The organism is Trinickia symbiotica (genome assembly GCF_003028655.1).
In the GTDB taxonomy this organism is placed as follows: Bacteria; Pseudomonadota; Gammaproteobacteria; order Burkholderiales; family Burkholderiaceae; genus Trinickia; species Trinickia symbiotica_A.
In genome coordinates this window covers 490597-507280 of the sequence record NZ_PYUC01000001.1, presented here as the reverse complement: position 1 = coordinate 507280, position 16684 = coordinate 490597, and the positions used below count along the sequence as shown (strand labels likewise).

Annotated in this window: 16 protein-coding genes; 11 read left to right on the top strand and 5 right to left on the bottom strand. The window is 62.5% G+C overall.

The annotated features are described in order from the left end of the window. Nucleotides 1–4 precede the first annotated feature (4 nt). Nucleotides 5–679, top strand: coding sequence for a response regulator transcription factor (locus C9I57_RS02220; protein WP_107148992.1), 675 nt, complete (start codon nucleotides 5–7; stop codon nucleotides 677–679). Next, nucleotides 676–2085, top strand: coding sequence for a sensor histidine kinase (locus tag C9I57_RS02215; RefSeq protein ID WP_308835384.1), 1410 nt, complete (start codon nucleotides 676–678; stop codon nucleotides 2083–2085). The genes C9I57_RS02220 and C9I57_RS02215 overlap by 4 nt, the downstream gene beginning before the upstream one ends. Nucleotides 2086–2139: 54 nt before the next feature. Here C9I57_RS02215 and C9I57_RS02210 read toward each other — a convergent pair. Beyond that, nucleotides 2140–2957, bottom strand: a protein-coding gene (locus C9I57_RS02210) for an IS5 family transposase (protein WP_107148991.1) whose coding sequence is annotated in 2 segments (ribosomal slippage) — nucleotides 2140–2609 and nucleotides 2609–2957 — 819 coding nt in all. Because the reading frame shifts where the segments join, the coding sequence is not laid out codon by codon here. Nucleotides 2958–3537: 580 nt separating this feature from the next. On the opposite strand from C9I57_RS02210, the gene C9I57_RS02200 reads away from it, so the two are divergent. The 6 genes from C9I57_RS02200 (at nucleotide 3538) to C9I57_RS02175 (ending at nucleotide 10716) form a co-directional block, all read left to right on the top strand. Further along, nucleotides 3538–5169, top strand: a complete 1632-nt coding sequence (locus C9I57_RS02200) for a peptide ABC transporter substrate-binding protein (RefSeq protein WP_107148990.1) — start codon at nucleotides 3538–3540, stop codon at nucleotides 5167–5169. 13 nt (nucleotides 5170–5182) lie between these two features. Beyond that, complete coding sequence (locus C9I57_RS02195; protein ID WP_107148989.1) at nucleotides 5183–6124, top strand: ABC transporter permease subunit; 942 nt, start codon at nucleotides 5183–5185, stop codon at nucleotides 6122–6124. A 9-nt stretch (nucleotides 6125–6133) separates the two neighbouring features. After that, nucleotides 6134–7039 (top strand): ABC transporter permease, encoded by a 906-nt coding sequence (locus tag C9I57_RS02190; protein ID WP_107148988.1) that lies wholly within the window; start codon nucleotides 6134–6136, stop codon nucleotides 7037–7039. 1 nt (nucleotide 7040) lies between these two features. Beyond that, the gene (locus C9I57_RS02185) at nucleotides 7041–8033 is read left to right on the top strand and encodes an ABC transporter ATP-binding protein (RefSeq protein ID WP_107148987.1); all 993 of its coding nucleotides are present in this window, start codon (nucleotides 7041–7043) and stop codon (nucleotides 8031–8033) included. After that, entirely contained in the window at nucleotides 7982–9037 is a 1056-nt protein-coding gene (locus C9I57_RS02180; RefSeq protein WP_107149251.1) for an ABC transporter ATP-binding protein, read from the top strand. Before C9I57_RS02185 ends, C9I57_RS02180 begins: the two co-directional genes overlap by 52 nt. A gap of 179 nt (nucleotides 9038–9216) precedes the next feature. Next, complete coding sequence (locus tag C9I57_RS02175; RefSeq protein WP_107148986.1) at nucleotides 9217–10716, top strand: OprD family outer membrane porin; 1500 nt, start codon at nucleotides 9217–9219, stop codon at nucleotides 10714–10716. Between the two features lie 106 nt (nucleotides 10717–10822). Here the strand turns inward: C9I57_RS02175 and C9I57_RS02170 are convergent, their stop codons facing one another. Next, a complete protein-coding gene (locus C9I57_RS02170; RefSeq protein ID WP_026230355.1) occupies nucleotides 10823–11068 on the bottom strand; it encodes a hypothetical protein in 246 nt (81 codons plus the stop codon). A gap of 314 nt (nucleotides 11069–11382) precedes the next feature. Beyond that, the gene (locus C9I57_RS02165) at nucleotides 11383–11952 is read right to left on the bottom strand and encodes a TetR/AcrR family transcriptional regulator (RefSeq protein WP_107148985.1); all 570 of its coding nucleotides are present in this window, start codon (nucleotides 11950–11952) and stop codon (nucleotides 11383–11385) included. A 513-nt stretch (nucleotides 11953–12465) separates the two neighbouring features. Between C9I57_RS02165 and C9I57_RS02160 the strand changes: the two genes are divergently transcribed. The 3 genes from C9I57_RS02160 to C9I57_RS02150 all read left to right on the top strand — a co-directional run bounded on the left by C9I57_RS02160 (nucleotide 12466) and on the right by C9I57_RS02150 (nucleotide 14122). Beyond that, nucleotides 12466–12741, top strand: a complete 276-nt coding sequence (locus C9I57_RS02160) for a hypothetical protein (protein WP_107148984.1) — start codon at nucleotides 12466–12468, stop codon at nucleotides 12739–12741. Nucleotides 12742–12808: 67 nt separating this feature from the next. Beyond that, nucleotides 12809–13099: an H-NS histone family protein gene (locus C9I57_RS02155; RefSeq protein ID WP_107148983.1), complete on the top strand. Its 291-nt coding sequence runs from the start codon at nucleotides 12809–12811 to the stop codon at nucleotides 13097–13099. Between the two features lie 57 nt (nucleotides 13100–13156). Then, nucleotides 13157–14122, top strand: coding sequence for a nucleoside hydrolase (locus C9I57_RS02150; RefSeq protein WP_107148982.1), 966 nt, complete (start codon nucleotides 13157–13159; stop codon nucleotides 14120–14122). A gap of 241 nt (nucleotides 14123–14363) precedes the next feature. Here C9I57_RS02150 and gmd read toward each other — a convergent pair whose 3' ends face one another. Together gmd and C9I57_RS02140 are read right to left on the bottom strand one after the other, a co-directional pair. Next, nucleotides 14364–15404, bottom strand: coding sequence for a GDP-mannose 4,6-dehydratase (gene gmd, locus C9I57_RS02145; protein WP_107148981.1), 1041 nt, complete (start codon nucleotides 15402–15404; stop codon nucleotides 14364–14366). A 42-nt stretch (nucleotides 15405–15446) separates the two neighbouring features. Beyond that, nucleotides 15447–16520 (bottom strand): acyltransferase family protein, encoded by a 1074-nt coding sequence (locus C9I57_RS02140; protein WP_107148980.1) that lies wholly within the window; start codon nucleotides 16518–16520, stop codon nucleotides 15447–15449. Between the last annotated feature and the right edge of the window lie 164 nt (nucleotides 16521–16684).

Below are 16684 nucleotides of genomic sequence, written 5' to 3'. Positions count from 1 at the left end.
CGTCATGCCCCGAGTTGCCATCATCGAAGACCACGAGCGCCTCGCCGGCATGTTGCGCCAGGCCTTGGCCGGAGCAGGGATCGAGGCCGATCTGTTCGGCAATGTTGGGGAAGCGACTTACGGCCTGCACCGTGCGGACTACGCGGCGCTGATCATCGACCGCGGCCTGCCGGATGGAGATGGTCTCGCGTTGTTGCGGACGTTGCGCGCGGCGGGACGAATGACACCATGCCTGATGCTGACTGCGCGCGATGCGCTGCATGACCGCATCGACGGACTCGAGAGCGGCGCGGACGATTACGTGACCAAGCCGTTCGAAATGAGCGAGCTCGTTGCACGCGTGCGCACGCTGATGCGCCGGCCCGCTGTACTTGCTACGCTCATCGCATCGTTCGCCGACATCACGGTGGATCCTCTGCAACGCGCGATGAGCTGTGACGGCCGAACAATCCTGCTCGCGCCTGCCGAACTCCAAGTCATGCTATGCCTCATAGAGGCGGCGGGCCGGACCGTGCGGCACTCGATACTCGAGCACGCAGCCTGGGGCCTGGGCGAAGCGGTGACGCCGAATGCACTCGAAGTGACGGTGCACCGCCTGCGCAAAAAGCTGGCGTCGATCGGTGCAACGACGCGGCTCACAAATATACGCGGGGCCGGCTTCACGCTGAGGGAAGCGTGAAGCCGGTTCGTCACCGCACGCATGCTGCCGCCAAGACGCGCAAAAAAGCCATCATGCTCAGTCAGTGGGTCCGGAGCCTTTCGACGCGACTATGGGTGACGAACGTCGCGGCGTTCGCGATCAGCTTGGCCTTGCTTTCCGCCCTGGCAATCTATGTCCTGGATCATTACCCGGAGGTCTTCGGGCGGCGGATGCAGACGGAAATCACCCGCCATATCGCGGCCGGATTGAAATTCGACAACGCGGGCCGGCCCGTTTCGGTACAGCTCAACGATCGCATAGCGTTGGTCCTCCGGCTGTTACCTAACGAGGTGAAGTACCGCGTGCTGGATGCGTCGGGGCACCCACTGCTGTCGTCCGCCGCTGTCAGGGACGATGGTCCATGGTTGAAGGAAGGGCCGGCTCGAGCGGCGGGCACGATTGTGCATGCGACGATCGAAGGCAAAGAATACGCGGTCGCCACCCAACTTGTATCGAGAGGAGAGGCTCATTTCTACGTGCAGCTTGCGACGAGCAAGCAATTCGTCGATGTGCTCGTCATTTCAAAGCTCGAGCCGATTCCGGGTACGGCGCGGTCCGTGCTCCTCATTGCGACGATCATTTTCGGGCTGACGCTGCCGCTCACGATTCGCCACGTGCTGAGGCCGTTGCGAGAGGCGTCGAGCGCGGCGACACAAATCGAGCCGCGCAACTTGAAAACGCGGCTTTCGACGAGAGGCATTCCGAGCGAAATCAAGCCGCTCATCGACGCCTTCAACGAAGCACTGACCAGACTCGAAAACGGCTTCATCGTTCAGCAACAGTTCCTTGCCGCGGCCGCGCACGAGTTGCAGACGCCGCTGACGCTGGTAAGAGGGCAGATCGAGTTGCAGCCGGAAATCAGGCAAAAGGAGCTCTTGCTTCGCGAGATCGACTTGATGGCTCGTCATGTCAGGCAACTGCTGCACTTGGCCGAAGTCAGCGAAGCACAGAACTACAGCTTCGATCAGGTCAGCAGCGTCGAAGTCGCGCGGGAAGTCGTCGACTATTTGGACGGCAAGGCCAATTCGAAGCAGGTGACGCTCCATGTGGAAGCGAGCGACGCGCAGCCGAACGTATGGGCGGATCGCAGCGCGCTCTTCGTTCTCCTAAAGAATCTCGTCGAAAACGCGATCAACGTTTCACCGGTGAGCGGCGTGGTCGTCCTGACGATCGAGGAAGCGTCGATCCGGGTCGAGGACGAAGGGCCCGGTATCCGGCTGGAACATCTGCCGTTCCTCTTTGATCGATTCTGGCGAGCGCCGGATTCCCAATACGATGGGGCAGGCCTCGGCCTCGCGATCTGCCGGGAGATCGCGGTTGCACACCAATGGCGATTGACGGTCAACGTGCTGAGAACGGGCACACGGTTTAGTGTCTGGCTGTAGCCGGTGTTGATTGAAACATCCGATAATTTCCAATCGCCTTACTTAGAGACGGTTTCATAAAGACTGTTGAACTCGCTGAAGGGTATTCCAGCAGATCAAGCAACAGCCGAGTTTGAGGAACGCTTCGTGAACGTCGGCGCGACGTTCAAAACGAATACGTAGACGGCGGAAATGATGCAGCCAAGCAGGAGTACGTTCGACAACCCAACGGACTTTTCCGAGGCCACTACCGTGAGGGTGGCCGCGCCTTGCAATGCTGGTTGGGATGTTGCGCTCGTGAAGGATGCGCCGGTGTTTGTCGTAGTCGTAACCACGGTCAGCGTAGACGCGGCCGGGGCGGCTCAGAGGCCGCCCACGCACGCCGCCAATCGGCACGATGGCCTCAACCAGCGGAATGAGTTGTGTGACATCGTGGCTGTTGGCGCCAGTCAGGATTGCCGCGATCGGCGTTCCGTTGGCGTCGGTGGCGATGTGGTGCTTGGAACCGGGTCGCGCTCGATCGGTGGGGTTCGGGCCAGTTTTTCGCCCGCCCCAACCGCGCGAATCGACGAAGAGTCGACGACCACGCGTGAGAAGTCGATCTTGTCGGCTGCTCGCAGTTTGGCTAATAGCACTGCGTGCAGTCGATCCCACACACCGGCTTGCTGCCAATCGCGCAGCCTGCGCCAGCAACTTACGCCGGAGCCACATCCCATTTCGGACGGCAAGTCGCGCCAACGAATGCCCGTCTTCAGCACAAATAGGATGCCCGTCAATGCCGCGCGGTCCGCTACTGGCTTGCGACCGGGATACTTGAAACGGCGCGGCTTTGGCGGTGGTAGCAGTGGTTCGATCAGTGCCCACAGTTCGTCATCAATGATTGGCTTACCCATCTCCTTGACCCGTCTGTCACGACGGCCAAGGTTAACAGGATGCTGAAAAAGTTAACAGCCCCTCTGGATCTTTTCGAAACCGTTTCTTATAACGAAAACGCCTCGCGCATTAAAACACGACCGCTATTACATCTGCGATTCTGCGACGAGCGCCAATACCCTGCCCGCATCCGCCGGCTGCGTGAGTTATGCAACAAGACGATGCGATTCACGTTTCCGGAATTTTGATCAAGGCCGTCGCTGAACTACCCTAGCAGGGGCGTCAAAAACATGGCGCGCCGCGCTGATCGCGCTTTCCGCCCATTTAGAAATACGAAAAACCCAATTGAAACCGGCGACGGTGGTCATTCTTTGACGGCTGGCCGATGGCTATGCGGCGCGACTCGCGAACTTGTCCACACACCGATCGTCCTCGATCCGGGCGATGCGAGGCACTCCGACGCGCGCGAACGACGCACCCCCTCATTGTTGATAGCTGCACACGGCAAAGCCCGCGTGCTTTGATGCGGGCTGTCGCGACCGAACCGTCACGGTTTCGTGGCAAACACAAGTTCCCTTCACATTGCGCCGCTCATCGCTTATGAAAGCTTCGCGTTTTTCCTTGTTCGCGGCCGCGTTGGCCGTGCTCGTATCGGTGTCGATACGGGTGCCCGGCGCTGCACGCGCCGCTGAGATTCCGGCCGGCGTCGAACTTGCGCCCGTTCAAGAACTGACCCGGCAAGTGCCGTCCGAAGTCGAATCGCTCGACCCCGCGCATGTCGAATCATGGAGCGCGAATACCATCGCCCTCGACCTTTTCGAAGGGTTGACGCGCATCGACGCGGCCGGCCACGTCGCCCCCGGCGTCGCACAGACTTGGACGCGCACGGCGCCCGATACCTGGGTTTTCAAGTTGCGCGACGACGCGCGATGGAGCAACGGCCAGCCCGTGACCGCCGACGATTTCGTCTACGCGTGGCGGCGCGTCGTCGATCCGAAGACCGGCTCGAAGTACACGATCCTTGTCGAATTCGTCAAGAATGCCAAGGCAATCATCGCTGGGAAGGTGCCGCCTTCGAGTCTCGGCGTGCGCGCCGTCGATCGTCACACGCTCGAGGTGAAAACCGAAATACCCGCGGCGTTCTTCCCGGAGTTGACGGCCATGGCGACGATGGCGCCCGTCTTGCGCGCAGCTGTCGAGAAAGGCGGAGACCTTTGGACGCGCCCGGGCTCGTTGGTCGGAAACGGTGCCTATCTGCTTGCCGACTGGCGGCCGAACGACCGGCTCGTTGCCGTGAAGAACGACAAGTACTGGAATGCACATCACGTCGTGATTTCCAAAGTGACGTACCTGCCCGTCGAGGACGACCAGACCGCGATGCGCATGTATCAGGCGGGTCAGGTCGACTACACCTATCGCATTCCTTCCGGCATCCATGAGCTGATCGCTCGTCAATTCGGCGGCGAATTGCGCAGAGGGCTGCAAATCGCAACCTACTTCTACAGCATGAACAACGACGATCCGGCGTTCAAGGATGAGCGCGTGCGTGAAGCGCTGTCGATGGTGATCGACCGCGATCTTCTGACGTCGAAGCTGCTGCAAGCGGGCGAGCTGCCGCTATACGGGCTCATTGCAAAGGGCACGAAAGGTGCCCTGCAATTCCGTCCGGAATGGGCGGATTGGCCGATGCCAAAGCGCATCGAGCGCGCACAAGCGTTGATGCGCGAAGCCGGGTATTCGGCTGCGAAGCCGTTTTCGTTCACGCTCACCTATAACACCAACGATCTGAACAAGAAGGTGGCGCTATTCGTGACGTCACAGTGGCATACGAAGCTCGGCGTGAATGCGAGACTCGAGAACGTAGAGTTCAAGGTATTGCTGAAGGAACGTCACGAAGGCACGCTGCAGGCATCGCGCGACGGCTGGTTCGTCGATTACAACGACGCGATGTCCTTTTTCGATCTGCTTCGGTGCGGCGGCGTGCAAAACGATCAGCGGTACTGCAATCGCCGCGTCGATGCGCTTGTCGACGAGGCGAACCGTCAACTCGACGATGGCCGCCGAACCGAGCTGCTCACGCAGGCTCACGCGCTCGCGATGCGCGACTACCCGCTGATTCCGCTCTTCCAGTATTCGGCCGACCGTCTCGTGAAATCGTATGTGGGGGGCTACCTGCCCACGAACTACGTGGACATGCGGGCCTCGCAGGACCTCTACATCGTCAGGCACTGAGCCGGAGGCAGCGATGCTTGCGTATACGTTGCGGCGAGTGCTTTGGGCGATCCCGACGGTACTCGCGGTGATCACGATCTGCTACCTGCTGCTGCACCTCACGCCGGGCGGCCCGTTCGATTCGGAGAAGGGCCTGTCGGCGGCTGCGCAGGCCAACCTCGAGGCGAAATATCATCTGCGTGAGCCGCTTTGGCGGCAGTACCTGCTCTATCTATCCTCGCTCGCCCACGGCGATCTCGGGCCGTCGTTTCGCTATGTCGACTGGAGCGTCAACGACCTCGTGGCCAAGGCACTGCCCGTCAGCCTGCGCGTCGGCGGCGCCTCGATTCCTCTCGCGCTCGCACTAGGCGTGGCGCTCGGCGTCATCGCGGCAGTGCGCCGCAACGGGGTGATCGACCGAACGGTCATGCTGCTCGGCAACGTCGGTAACGTGCTGCCGCCTTTCGTGCTCGGGCCGCTTTTCGTCTGGGTCTTCGCCATCCTGTTGAAGACGAGCGGCGGCGCGCACGGCTGGCTGCCCGCCGGCGGATGGGGCGACGGCGACTGGCGCTACCGTGTGCTGCCGATCGCACTTCTGACGGTCATCAACCTGTCGACGATCGCGCGCGTCATGCGCGCGAGCATGATCGAAGTCCTCTCGAGCAATTTCATTCTGACGGCGCGCGCGAAGGGGCTCCCGACTCGCCGAATCGTCGTGCGTCATGCGTTGAAGCCGGCGTTGCTGCCCGTGGTCTCGCTGCTTGGCGCCATCGCCATTTCGTCGATCACGGCGGCCGTCGTGACCGAGTCGGTCTTTTCGCTGCCGGGGCTGGGTCAGCTTGTCGTCAACGCGGCGATCAACCGCGATTACACGTTGATGCTCGGCCTCGTCATCTTGACCACGGTCGCGGCCGTCCTCTTCAACCTCCTCGTCGATCTCGCCTACGCGGTGCTCGACCCTCGTATTCGATATTGATCACGGATCATGGCTATTACGACCTCACTCGCGCGAGACACCGATGACGGTTTGCTCCATGCCCCCACCGCGCGCAGTCCCCTTGGGCAAGCACTGAGCCGGTTCGTCCGCAATCGGGCTGCGCTCGCCAGTCTGGCGATCCTCACGTTGATCGTCCTCGCCTGCTATGCGGGGCCGCCGCTCCTCGGACGCGATCCGGCGGCGAGCGACTGGGCGGCAATCGCCGTCGCACCGACGCTCGCTTCCGGCCATTGGTTCGGCACCGACGAACTCGGCCGCGATTTGCTCGTGCGTACGCTCGTCGGCGGGCGCGTTTCGCTCGAGATCGGCTTGCTCGGAACGCTCGTGGCCGGGGGAATCGGCGTCGGCTACGGCGCTTGCGCGGGCTACTTCGGCGGCCGGGTCGATGCGGTCATGATGCGCATCGTCGACATGATGTACGCGATCCCATACATGCTGATCGCGATCCTGATGATGACGCTTTTCGGCCGTGCGTTTTATTTGGTAGTCCTGACGATCAGCGCTTTCTCCTGGCTCGACATGGCCCGCGTGGTACGCGGCCAGACGCTGTCTTTGCGCACGCGCGAGTTCGTCGACGCCGCCCGGGCGATCGGCGTAGCCCCATCGTCGATCGTCATGCGGCATATCGTGCCCAACCTCGTGGGCGTGGTGGCCGTCTACCTCACTGTCATGGTGCCCGGCGTCGTTCTGACCGAGTCCGTGCTTTCGTTCCTCGGGCTCGGCGTGCAGGAGCCGATGACGAGCTGGGGCGTGCTGATCGAAGACGGCGCCCAGAAGCTCGAGGCCATGCCCTGGCTGCTTCTCGCGCCGGCCTCGATGCTTTGTCTCTCGCTCTACTGCATCAACTTTGTCGGCGACGGTCTTCGCGACGCCTTCGATACTAAGGACTCCTGATATGCCTCTGTTGGAAATCGAACATCTGAGCGTACGGTTTTCGCGGGCCGACGGTCCGGCGATCGATGCCGTGGATGACGTCTCGTTCACGCTCGATGCGGGCCGGGTACTCGCTATCGTCGGAGAATCGGGCTCGGGAAAGAGCCAGACCGTGTTATCGCTGATCGGCCTGTCGGCGCGCCATGCCCGCGTGAGCGGCGTCGCACGCTTCGAAGGGCGCGATCTGCTGACGCTCGACGAGCGGGCGCTGAACCGGTTGCGCGGCAATCGGATTGCCGTCGTCTTTCAGGATCCGATGACGTCGTTGAACCCGTTTTTGACCGTCGGGCAGCAACTGATCGAGTCGTTGATACTGCACCGGAGAATGTCGCGCCGCGATGCGCGCAGACGCGCCGCCGAAGCGCTAGAGCGCGTGCATGTGCCCGATGCGGCGGGGCGCCTCGACATGTATCCGCACGAGTTCTCGGGCGGGATGCGGCAGCGTGTCATGATTGCGATGGCGCTCATCACCGAGCCTCGTCTCTTGATCGCGGACGAGCCGACGACAGCGCTCGACGTCACGGTCCAGGCGCAGATCGTCGAGCTGCTGCGCGAGCTCAATCGTGAGCACGGCACGGCGATGATTCTGATCACGCACGACATGGGCGTTGCGGCCGGGCTCAGCGACGAAGTCATGGTCATGTACGCGGGCCGCACCATGGAGCATGCGAGCGCGGCGGAGCTCTTCGCCGCACCGACTCATCCGTACACGATCGGTCTCATGAACGCCTTGCCGCGACTCGACGACGAGGGTGGGCGCCCGCTCACGACGATTGCGGGGCAGCCGCCGTTGCCGGGAGAAACGATCGCCGGTTGCGCATTCGCCAAGCGCTGTCCCCATGTCGCCGAGCGCTGCTTGACCAGGCGCCCGCCGTTGGAGCGCCGGGCGGACGACGGCCGGGCCTGGCGCGCTTGTCATCGGCCGGTGGCGGTCGTCGCGGAGGGACTGGCGTGAACGATCCGCTATTGTCGGTCCGCGATTTGCACGTGCACTTTCGTGTCAAGCGCCATTCCGAGGCCTGGGCGGCATGGCGTCCCACGGCGTTGCTGCGTGCCGTCAACGGTGTTTCGTTCGATATCGCTCGCGGCGAGACGCTCGGGCTCGTCGGCGAGTCGGGCTGCGGCAAGTCGACGCTTGCGCGCGCGCTCGTCGGCCTCACGCCGGTGACCGGCGGAAGTATCCGCTGGCGCGGCATGGAAACCGTCCGCGGTGGGCGCCGCCCCGAGCCGGCACTCGCTCAGTTGCGCCGGGGCGTGCAGGCGATCTTTCAAGATCCGCTCGCGTCGCTCGATCCGCGCATGACGATCGAACGAATCGTTGCCGAGCCGCTCCTCGTCCATCGTCCTCATATGAGTCGCGGCGAAGTGCGCGTGCGCGTCGCGACGATGCTCGAGCGCGTAGGTCTGAGTGCCCACTATCTCGGCCGCTATCCGCACGAATTCTCGGGCGGTCAATGTCAGCGAATCGGGATTGCACGTGCGCTTGTCGGCGAGCCGCAACTCGTCGTCTGCGATGAACCGGTATCGGCGCTCGACGTGTCGATTCAGGCGCAAGTCGTCAATCTGCTGCGCGATCTGCAACGCGAGCTTTCGCTATCGATGCTTTTCGTGGCGCACGATCTCGCTGTCGTTAAGTCGATCAGCCATCGCGTGCTCGTCATGTACCTGGGGCGCGTGATGGAGGTCGCCGAAAGTGAGGCGCTTTATCGGGCGCCGAGACATCCCTATACGCGCGCGCTGCTCTCGGCAGTTCCCATCCCCGATCCCGCAATCGAGCGCGATCGCGGCCGTCTCTTGCTGCAGGGCGATTTGCCGTCGCCGCTTGCGCCGCCCACGGGTTGTGTTTTCCGCACGCGATGTCCGGAGGCAATCGAGGCCTGCGCGCAGCGCGTGCCGCCGCTTCAAACGCTCGACGACCGATGTAGACGCGTGGCCTGCGTTCGCGTGGCCCGCGGCTAGCTTCGCGCCAGGCGCGCCGATAGCAGGGCGTCAGCAATCCATTCGAAGACCGGTTCTTTCGGCGCGACGTGTGTCGCGCCGAGGAAAGCGCTCGTCCATTTCATTTTCGATGGGCGCGTAAAGACGCTTGCGGCCATGAGCCGGCAAGCCATGTTGAACGCCTACAACAAGAGACTGGGATGAAGAGAGACACATCATCGCTTGCCGCGGCCAAGCGGCTTTTTGCATTGACGCTGACCCTCCTGGTAGTGGCGGGTACCGGTTACGTTCATGCGGACGAACGGCCCGCGCCCGACGGATTCGCTCCGCTCCCGGCAACGGCGCCTTCCGCGAGCGGAGCCGCCGCCTCGTCATCGCCACCCGTGCCGGCGCCCACCGACGTGGCCAACATTGACGTCATTCAGGTGCCGCCGGTCGCGGCGCCGCCATCTCCGACAAGCCAGCGGAACAGCAAAGGATTGATCGGCGACAGCCATTTCGATCTGGAGTTTCGCAACTACACCGACTACTTCCACGACAACGACGGCAGCCACCGACACGCTTGGGTCGACAGCGTCCAGGCGCGGTTCCAGTCAGGATTCACGAAAGGGCTCATCGGTCTCGGGTTCGACGCATCGCTTTTCGGCGCCTTGAAGCTCGACGGCGGCAACGGCGCAGGCAACATGGTTTTCGTCGGCAAGCACGGCGGCGGGTCGAATCGTCTGGCATGGGCGTATCCGGGCACCTACGACGTGAAGGCGCGCTTCTCCGAGACCGTGTTCAAGTATGGCCTGCACAACGTTTCGAATCCGTTCCTCGATCCGCACGACAATCGCGCGCTGCCGCCGGCGTTTCTCGGCGCGTCGATGCTGAGCCGCGAGATCGCTCCGTTGACGTTGCAGGCAGGCAGCTTCACGAAGGTCGATGCGCGTGGACACACGAACCTCATGGGACTCAGCACGTCGTACGGAGGCACCGGGTTCAAGCGGGTCAGCTACGCGGGCGGCACGTGGGACTATTCTTCGAGCGGCTCCGCGTCGCTCTTCGCGGACCAGGCCGACGACGTCTGGCGGCAATACTATGCTTCGATTCAGCACAGTATCGGTCGCGTCGATACGATCAAGCTCACCGGATCGGCCAATCTCTATTCGACGCACGATACCGGCGCCGCGCGCCAAGGACCGATCGACAACAACGCTTACAGCCTCGCGCTGTCGGCGCAACATGGCCCGCATGCATTGCTCGTCGGCTATCAGAAAATTGTCGGCGACCAGTTTTTCGATTATGTGAACGAAACGGCCGGCGACTACCTGACGAACTCAATGGATGTCGATTACAACGCGCCGCATGAGCAGTCATTGCAACTGCGCTATACATTCGACGGCAAGTATGCGGGCGCCCCAGGCTTTTCCGCCATGGTTTGGGCGCAGCAAGGATGGGGAGCCGACGCGTCGTCCACGGCGAACCGCTACGGGCCCGGTGGCCCCGCGTTCAGCTCGATTTACTTCAGGAACGGTCAGCCGGTGCATGGACGACATCACGAGTTCGGTTTCATCCCTTCGTACGTTCTGCAAAGCGGCCGGCTCAAGAACACGAAGGTGACGGTTCTCGCGATGTGGCATGTCGGATCGGCCTACTACTCGGATCCGACGAGTCAGGTCTATCGGCTCGTCGTGACGGTGCCGATGAACGTGTTCTGAAAGAGGGGAATCGAGCCGGCGGCGGGCGTGCGAAAGTGGCACGCGCCGCCGGCGTGCTGGAAGCTGACGCGACTAACGAGCGCGAATTGCGCCTGGGCGCTGCCCATCAGCGCGCATGCTGCTCGCCCGAGAGCTCCGCGCCATGCGCGCGGATCGCGGCGATCAGTTCGGCCGCCGTGATTTCATAGCGTACCTCTCGATGGATGCCGGGCTTGCGCTCGTCGATTTCGATCAGAAGAATGCTTTTGCCGTCTTCTGACGCTTCGAGCCGTAACGAGCGTACTTCGCGTCCGCTCGCTTCCTCGATTTCAGTGAGCAGGGTCATCGCCCCGGAAGAACGGGTGGTGCGCATCGAACGTTTCCTCGTGTCGTCAATGAAGCCATTTTACGGGCCTAGCATGTCAGCGCACACGACGGTTCTCAGTGCGCGCGAGCACTATCAGTGCGCGCCAGCACACACGTCCCATAGCGGCGGCGGTGCGGCCGGCATTCGCCCGTTTCCTGTCGATGAGTTTAACGCGAACCGCCGGCGCTTCAGTGGCTTTTTAAAGTGCGCGAACAGGCGTCGACGCAGATGCAACGGTGCACGACGAAGCCTTCCGATCACTCACCCCAGCCATGGCGTGAAGTGGATAGAAACCGCTCGCGCCCGGCGGTTCGGCCTGCTCAGGCCAAATGCAAACGCTCGTTCTCGATCAACGTCTGCGCCATCTCCCAGGCATCGCGGGCCGCGTCCACTCGTCCGCTCAACTGCCGCGCGAGCGTGGCGCCATCGAGCAGCAGCGCACAGCGGCGAGCGAGCCGGACGGCGGCCTCGTGATCGAAGCTTTCGCCAAGTATGCGTTCGAGCACATGGGCGAATGCTCGACGTTGCGCAGCCGAAGCGGCGAGGATCTCATTCTCCTCGGCGTGGAATTCAGCCGCCGCATGAATGAAGATGCTGCCGGTAAACGATTCCGAGCGGAACCAGGCGTCGTGCCAGAGAAAAACGGCGTGAAGCTTGTCGAGCGCATCCGAATGCGGCGCGGCCGCCGCGGCGATTCCCGCTGCGAGCGCGGCGCCTTGCTCGTTGAGCACCTCCACGACGAGCTTGCTTTTCGACGGAAAGTGTTTATACATCGTCATCTTCGCCACGCGCGACTCGGCGATGATGCGATCGATTCCGACCGCATGAAAGCCGAACCTCGAAAATAATCGAGTGGCGGTCTCGATCAGCGCTTTCTTTTTTTCGCTCATTTTTAGGCCCGCTTGATAATGTCAAAGTTATGCGTTCTCGCGCCGAAGTCCGTCTGCCGAGGCGTTTTCTGCGAGGAAAGCGGAATTTTCGGAAAAGCTTCCCGCCGGCAGGCGATACCAATCGGTCGCCGCGCACTCTCTCAATGCGCGGCGATGAGCGGAACCTCTGCTATTCAAATCGAAGAGCGTCTCGAAATCAAGCCCTTCCTTTTATTATTCGAGCAAGTGGTCGGTTTATTTATTGCTCGCCGAACGCTTGCGCCGCGTGGCACTCGCGCTCTGGCGGGCGAGCGAAATGGACGTTGCAAGATGATTCTTCGCGGATTCGGTGTCATGTGCCATAACGCGTCAATTACCGGCATTGCGCCCGTGCGGCTTCCGCTCGCCGCGACGGGCACGGGCAGGGATGGACGGGCTGGGCGGCTTCGGGCTCGAAATGCCGGTTTCCCCGTAACAAGATGACGGCAGCGTGGCATACTCCGGCCATTCGAAAAAGAATGAAGGATTCATTCGATGACACGCACGCTTCGCTCCGTTGTCCGAGAAGGCGCGGCCTCGCGCGCCGTTTTTGCCGCCGCGCTCTGCTCGGCTCTCGCCGGCTGCGGCGCAAGCTCGCCGCTCTTTACGCGCGACGGCCGCCCCACGACGCTCGTCCAATGTCCCGCGCAGGGCCCGCTCACCGCGTGCACCGACAATGCGCGCGGTATCTGCGGAGGCGGCATCGACATCGTCAAGGAATCGACGGATAACGGCACGCGCAGCCTCGTTTTTGCCTGCAAGCCGCGTTAGGCCGCACTTTTGCTCGCGCCACCGGTCATACCCATACCTTTTGCAATCACTTAGGAGGCAATGCTTTATGGCGACATACAGGCAACTTACGGAGCAACTGGCGAAAGTGCAGGCGCAGATGGCGGCCGCGCGTGAAAAGGAAATGGCCACGGCCATTGCCCAGATCAAGGAGCAGATCGCGGAATATGGGATTACGGCCGAGGAGCTCGGCTTCTCGGACAGGCGCTCGCGCGGGACAAGAGCGGCGAAATCGGCGCCGAAATACCTTAACCCGCAGACAGGGCAGACCTGGAGCGGCCGCGGGCGCAGGCCGATGTGGCTCGGCAAGCGCCCGGAGAAATTCCTGATCAAGGACTGAAAGTGCGCGGAAATGACGAATTGGGCGCCCGAGCATACCGTTTGACGAGCCGGCGCGATGGCCTTACATAAAGTCATCTACGACACGGATCCCGGCGTCGACGACGCGATGGCGTTCGTTCTCGAGACGCTGCATCCCGAGATCGAACTGATCGGCGTCACGAGCGTATTCGGTAACGCGACCATCGATACGACTACGCGCAATGCTTGCTATCTGGCGGGGCGTTTTGCTCCCACCGTGCCGGTGGCGAGAGGGGCGGGCGCTCCGCTCGAGGGTGAGGCGCCGACGCCGCTCGCCGCGATTCACGGTGACGATGGGCTCGGCAATATCGGCCCGAGCGAGGACGGCGCCGTATCGCCCGATGCGCGCGCCGCGTCGCGGTTCATCATCGACAGCGTGCGTGCGCATCCGTCCGAGGTGACGATCGTCGCGGTGGGGCCGCTCACCAATCTCGCGCTCGCGCTTGCCGAGGATTCGTCGATCGTCCCGCTCGTCAAGCAAGTGATCGTCATGGGCGGCGCATTCGGCATCGCCGGTGTGAATGGCAACGTCACGCCGGCCGCCGAGGCGAATATGTTCGGCGATCCTCACGCGGCCGATCTCGTGTTCGGCGCGGCGTGGCCGCTCACCATCGTCGGTCTCGACGTGACGCATCGAGTCGTCATGTCGACGTCGTACCTCGCGTCGATTCGCGATCGCGGCGGCGCTGCCGGGCGCTTCGTCTGGGACGTTTCCCGGCATTACGAAGCGTTTCATCGGGATACCGAGAATATCGAGGGTATTTACGTCCACGATGCGTCGGCCGTCGCGTATCTGCTCGCTCCGGAGCTATTCACGGTACGCAAGGGACCGGTGCGCGTGCTGACCGAGGGCATCGCCGCCGGTCAGACGATCCAGAAACCCGAAGGCATGCCGTGCGCGGCGCCCGCGTGGGATGCCCGCCCTTCCTGCAATGTCTGCGTCGACGTCGATGCCGACGCGGTGCTTGCGCTCTATGAGCGCGCGCTGTGCGGCGCGCAGTGAGCTGCGCGGCAACGCCCGTACGCATGGCGGTCGTGGCGCACTGAGCAGGCGGTTGCTTTCCGTCGATCCCGAAAACGCTCACCTTTGAGCGTGTGTGGGCGTACATGAAGCGCTTGCCTCGCGAGCTCGACGACGAGTTTGCGGCATGGGTGCCGACCGCCGCGACGAGCGGAACGCCGGCACCGCCATGGCGGGGCAACTGAGCTATCGAGGCGTTTCAGTTGGTCCGATGCGGACCGCGCTACGCCGCAACGCGTGCGAGGTCTGCCTCGACCATCATCTTGCAGAGGCCTTCGAGCGAGGTGTGCGGCCGCCAGCCGAGCTTGTCGCGAGCTTTGTCGGCGCAGCCGATCAGCAGATCGACTTCGGCCGGACGATAGAAGCGCGGGTTGACTTCGACGAGCAGGTCGCCCGTTTTCATATCGACCCCGCGCTCGCGTTCACCTTTGCCGGCCCATTCGATTCGATGGCCGGCCGCCTCGAATGCCATGCTGACGAAGTCCCGCACGGTTTCCGTGCGCTGCGTCGCGAGCACATAGGTGTCGGGCTCGTCCGCCTGCAACATGCGCCACATGCCTTCGACATACTCGCGCGCATAGCCCCAGTCGCGCTTGGCGTCGAGGTTGCCGAGCTCGAGCTTCTCGAGCTTGCCGAGCTTGATGCGCGCGACGGCGTCGGTGATCTTGCGCGTCACGAATTCGAGGCCACGCAATGGCGATTCGTGATTGAACAGAATGCCGCAAGCGGCGAAGATGCCGTACGACTCCCGATAGTTGATCGTCGTCCAATGAGCAAAGAGCTTGGCGGCGCCGTACGGGCTGCGTGGATAAAACGGCGTGCTTTCGGTTTGCGGGATCGCTTGCACCTTGCCGAACATTTCCGACGTGGATGCCTGATAGTAGCGAATGCCGCGATCGACGATCCGGATTGCTTCGAGCAGATTCAGTGCGCCGACGCCGGTGACTTCCGCCGTCGTCACCGGTTGGTCGAACGACACTCCGACGAAGCTTTGCGCGGCGAGATTGTAGAGCTCCTGCGGCCGCGCTGACTCGATGAGGCGCACCGTGGAGCCGAAATCGGTCAGATCGTGCTCGACGAGCGTGAGGTTGGGATGGCGATCGATACCGAGCTCGGCCATGCGCCAGAAATTGACGGAGCTTGTGCGCCGATACGTGCCGACAACTTGATAACCGCGCTCGAGCAGGAATTGGGCGAGATAGGCGCCGTCTTGCCCGGTGATGCCGGTGATGATCGCCTTGTGCGCAGAGTGGGTCGCGTGCATGATGTTTCCCTTTCAAGTCGTTCGAGGAAATGGCCGTTCAGTTCAGTCGCGAGCGAACGCGACAGGCAAAGGCGAGCGGTGCGCCTGGCCACGTACCAGGCGCTTTTCGATCAAAAACCAGCTGGCGCTCGCATAGGCGAGCGTGGCCGCGGCGGCCGCCAGCGCGCTTTCGTAGCGCCCCAGGTCCATGCGCCAGGCGAGACCGATGAAGCTCACGTGCGCGAGATAAATCGTGTAGCTGATCGTGCCGATGTAGACGAGAACGGGGTTCGAGAGCACGCGCGCGACGACTCCTTGCTTTCGCAGCGCGAGCATAACGACCGCCGTGGACATGAGAAGCGTCAGCGTATAGAGCGCCGCATTCCAGAACGGCTCGTTGGCGTCGCGGATCGTCGCGAAGTTCTGGTGAAGCCAGGCGAGAACGGCGAGTGTGCCGACGAGCGTCGCCCACGCTACGATCGACAGGCGTTCGGGCAAGTCGGGCCGGCGTCGCAACAAAATCGCGAGCAGCGCGCCCGCGCATAGCAGATCCATGCGAAAGGGCGTCAGGAAATAAATCGGCCAGAAGGAATCAAAAAACGGTGTCGCGGCCGCGCGCAGCACCGGAGCGATCACGATGCCCGCTCCCGCGACTACGGCGAGCTTGCGCTCGGATACGAACCAGACGATGACCGGCCACACCAGATAGAACTGTTCCTCGATCGCGAGCGACCATAGGACGCCAAAGCCGGGATTCCCCGATTCGCCGAACGCATAGCCGATGTTCGTCGCGAAAAACGCGTACCACCACCAGTGAGTGAGCCATCCGACGCCGAAGAGGAGCGACGACAGCACGAGCAGCATGACGTACGGCGGCAGGATGCGGCGCGCGCGGCGTGCGTAGAAATAACCGAAATAGGATTGCTTGCGCTTTTTGCGCTCGAGCAGAATGCCGGTGATCAGAAAGCCGCTCAAGACAAAAAACAAGTCGACGCCCATCCAGAGCGAAACGCCGAGCGCGTGCGTGAGAAATACGGCCAATACGGCGACGGCACGAACGCCGTCGAGCTGAACGATGCGTCCAGTCTGGCAAGCGGTGTCGATCTCGGGACGGCTCGACTCGATCAGTCGGAACATAGGCTCCTTTCCTTGGCCGGCGAGGCGTGCCGGGCAGTGCGTTCGGATCGGCTCATTCTAGGAAAAAGAAATTGATGAAAAACCCGTAAAGCGCATCGGAAGCGTGGCCGATCCATTTCGGATGCCGAGAGGCGCAACGGCATTTTTTTAGAAAAATTTGGCCT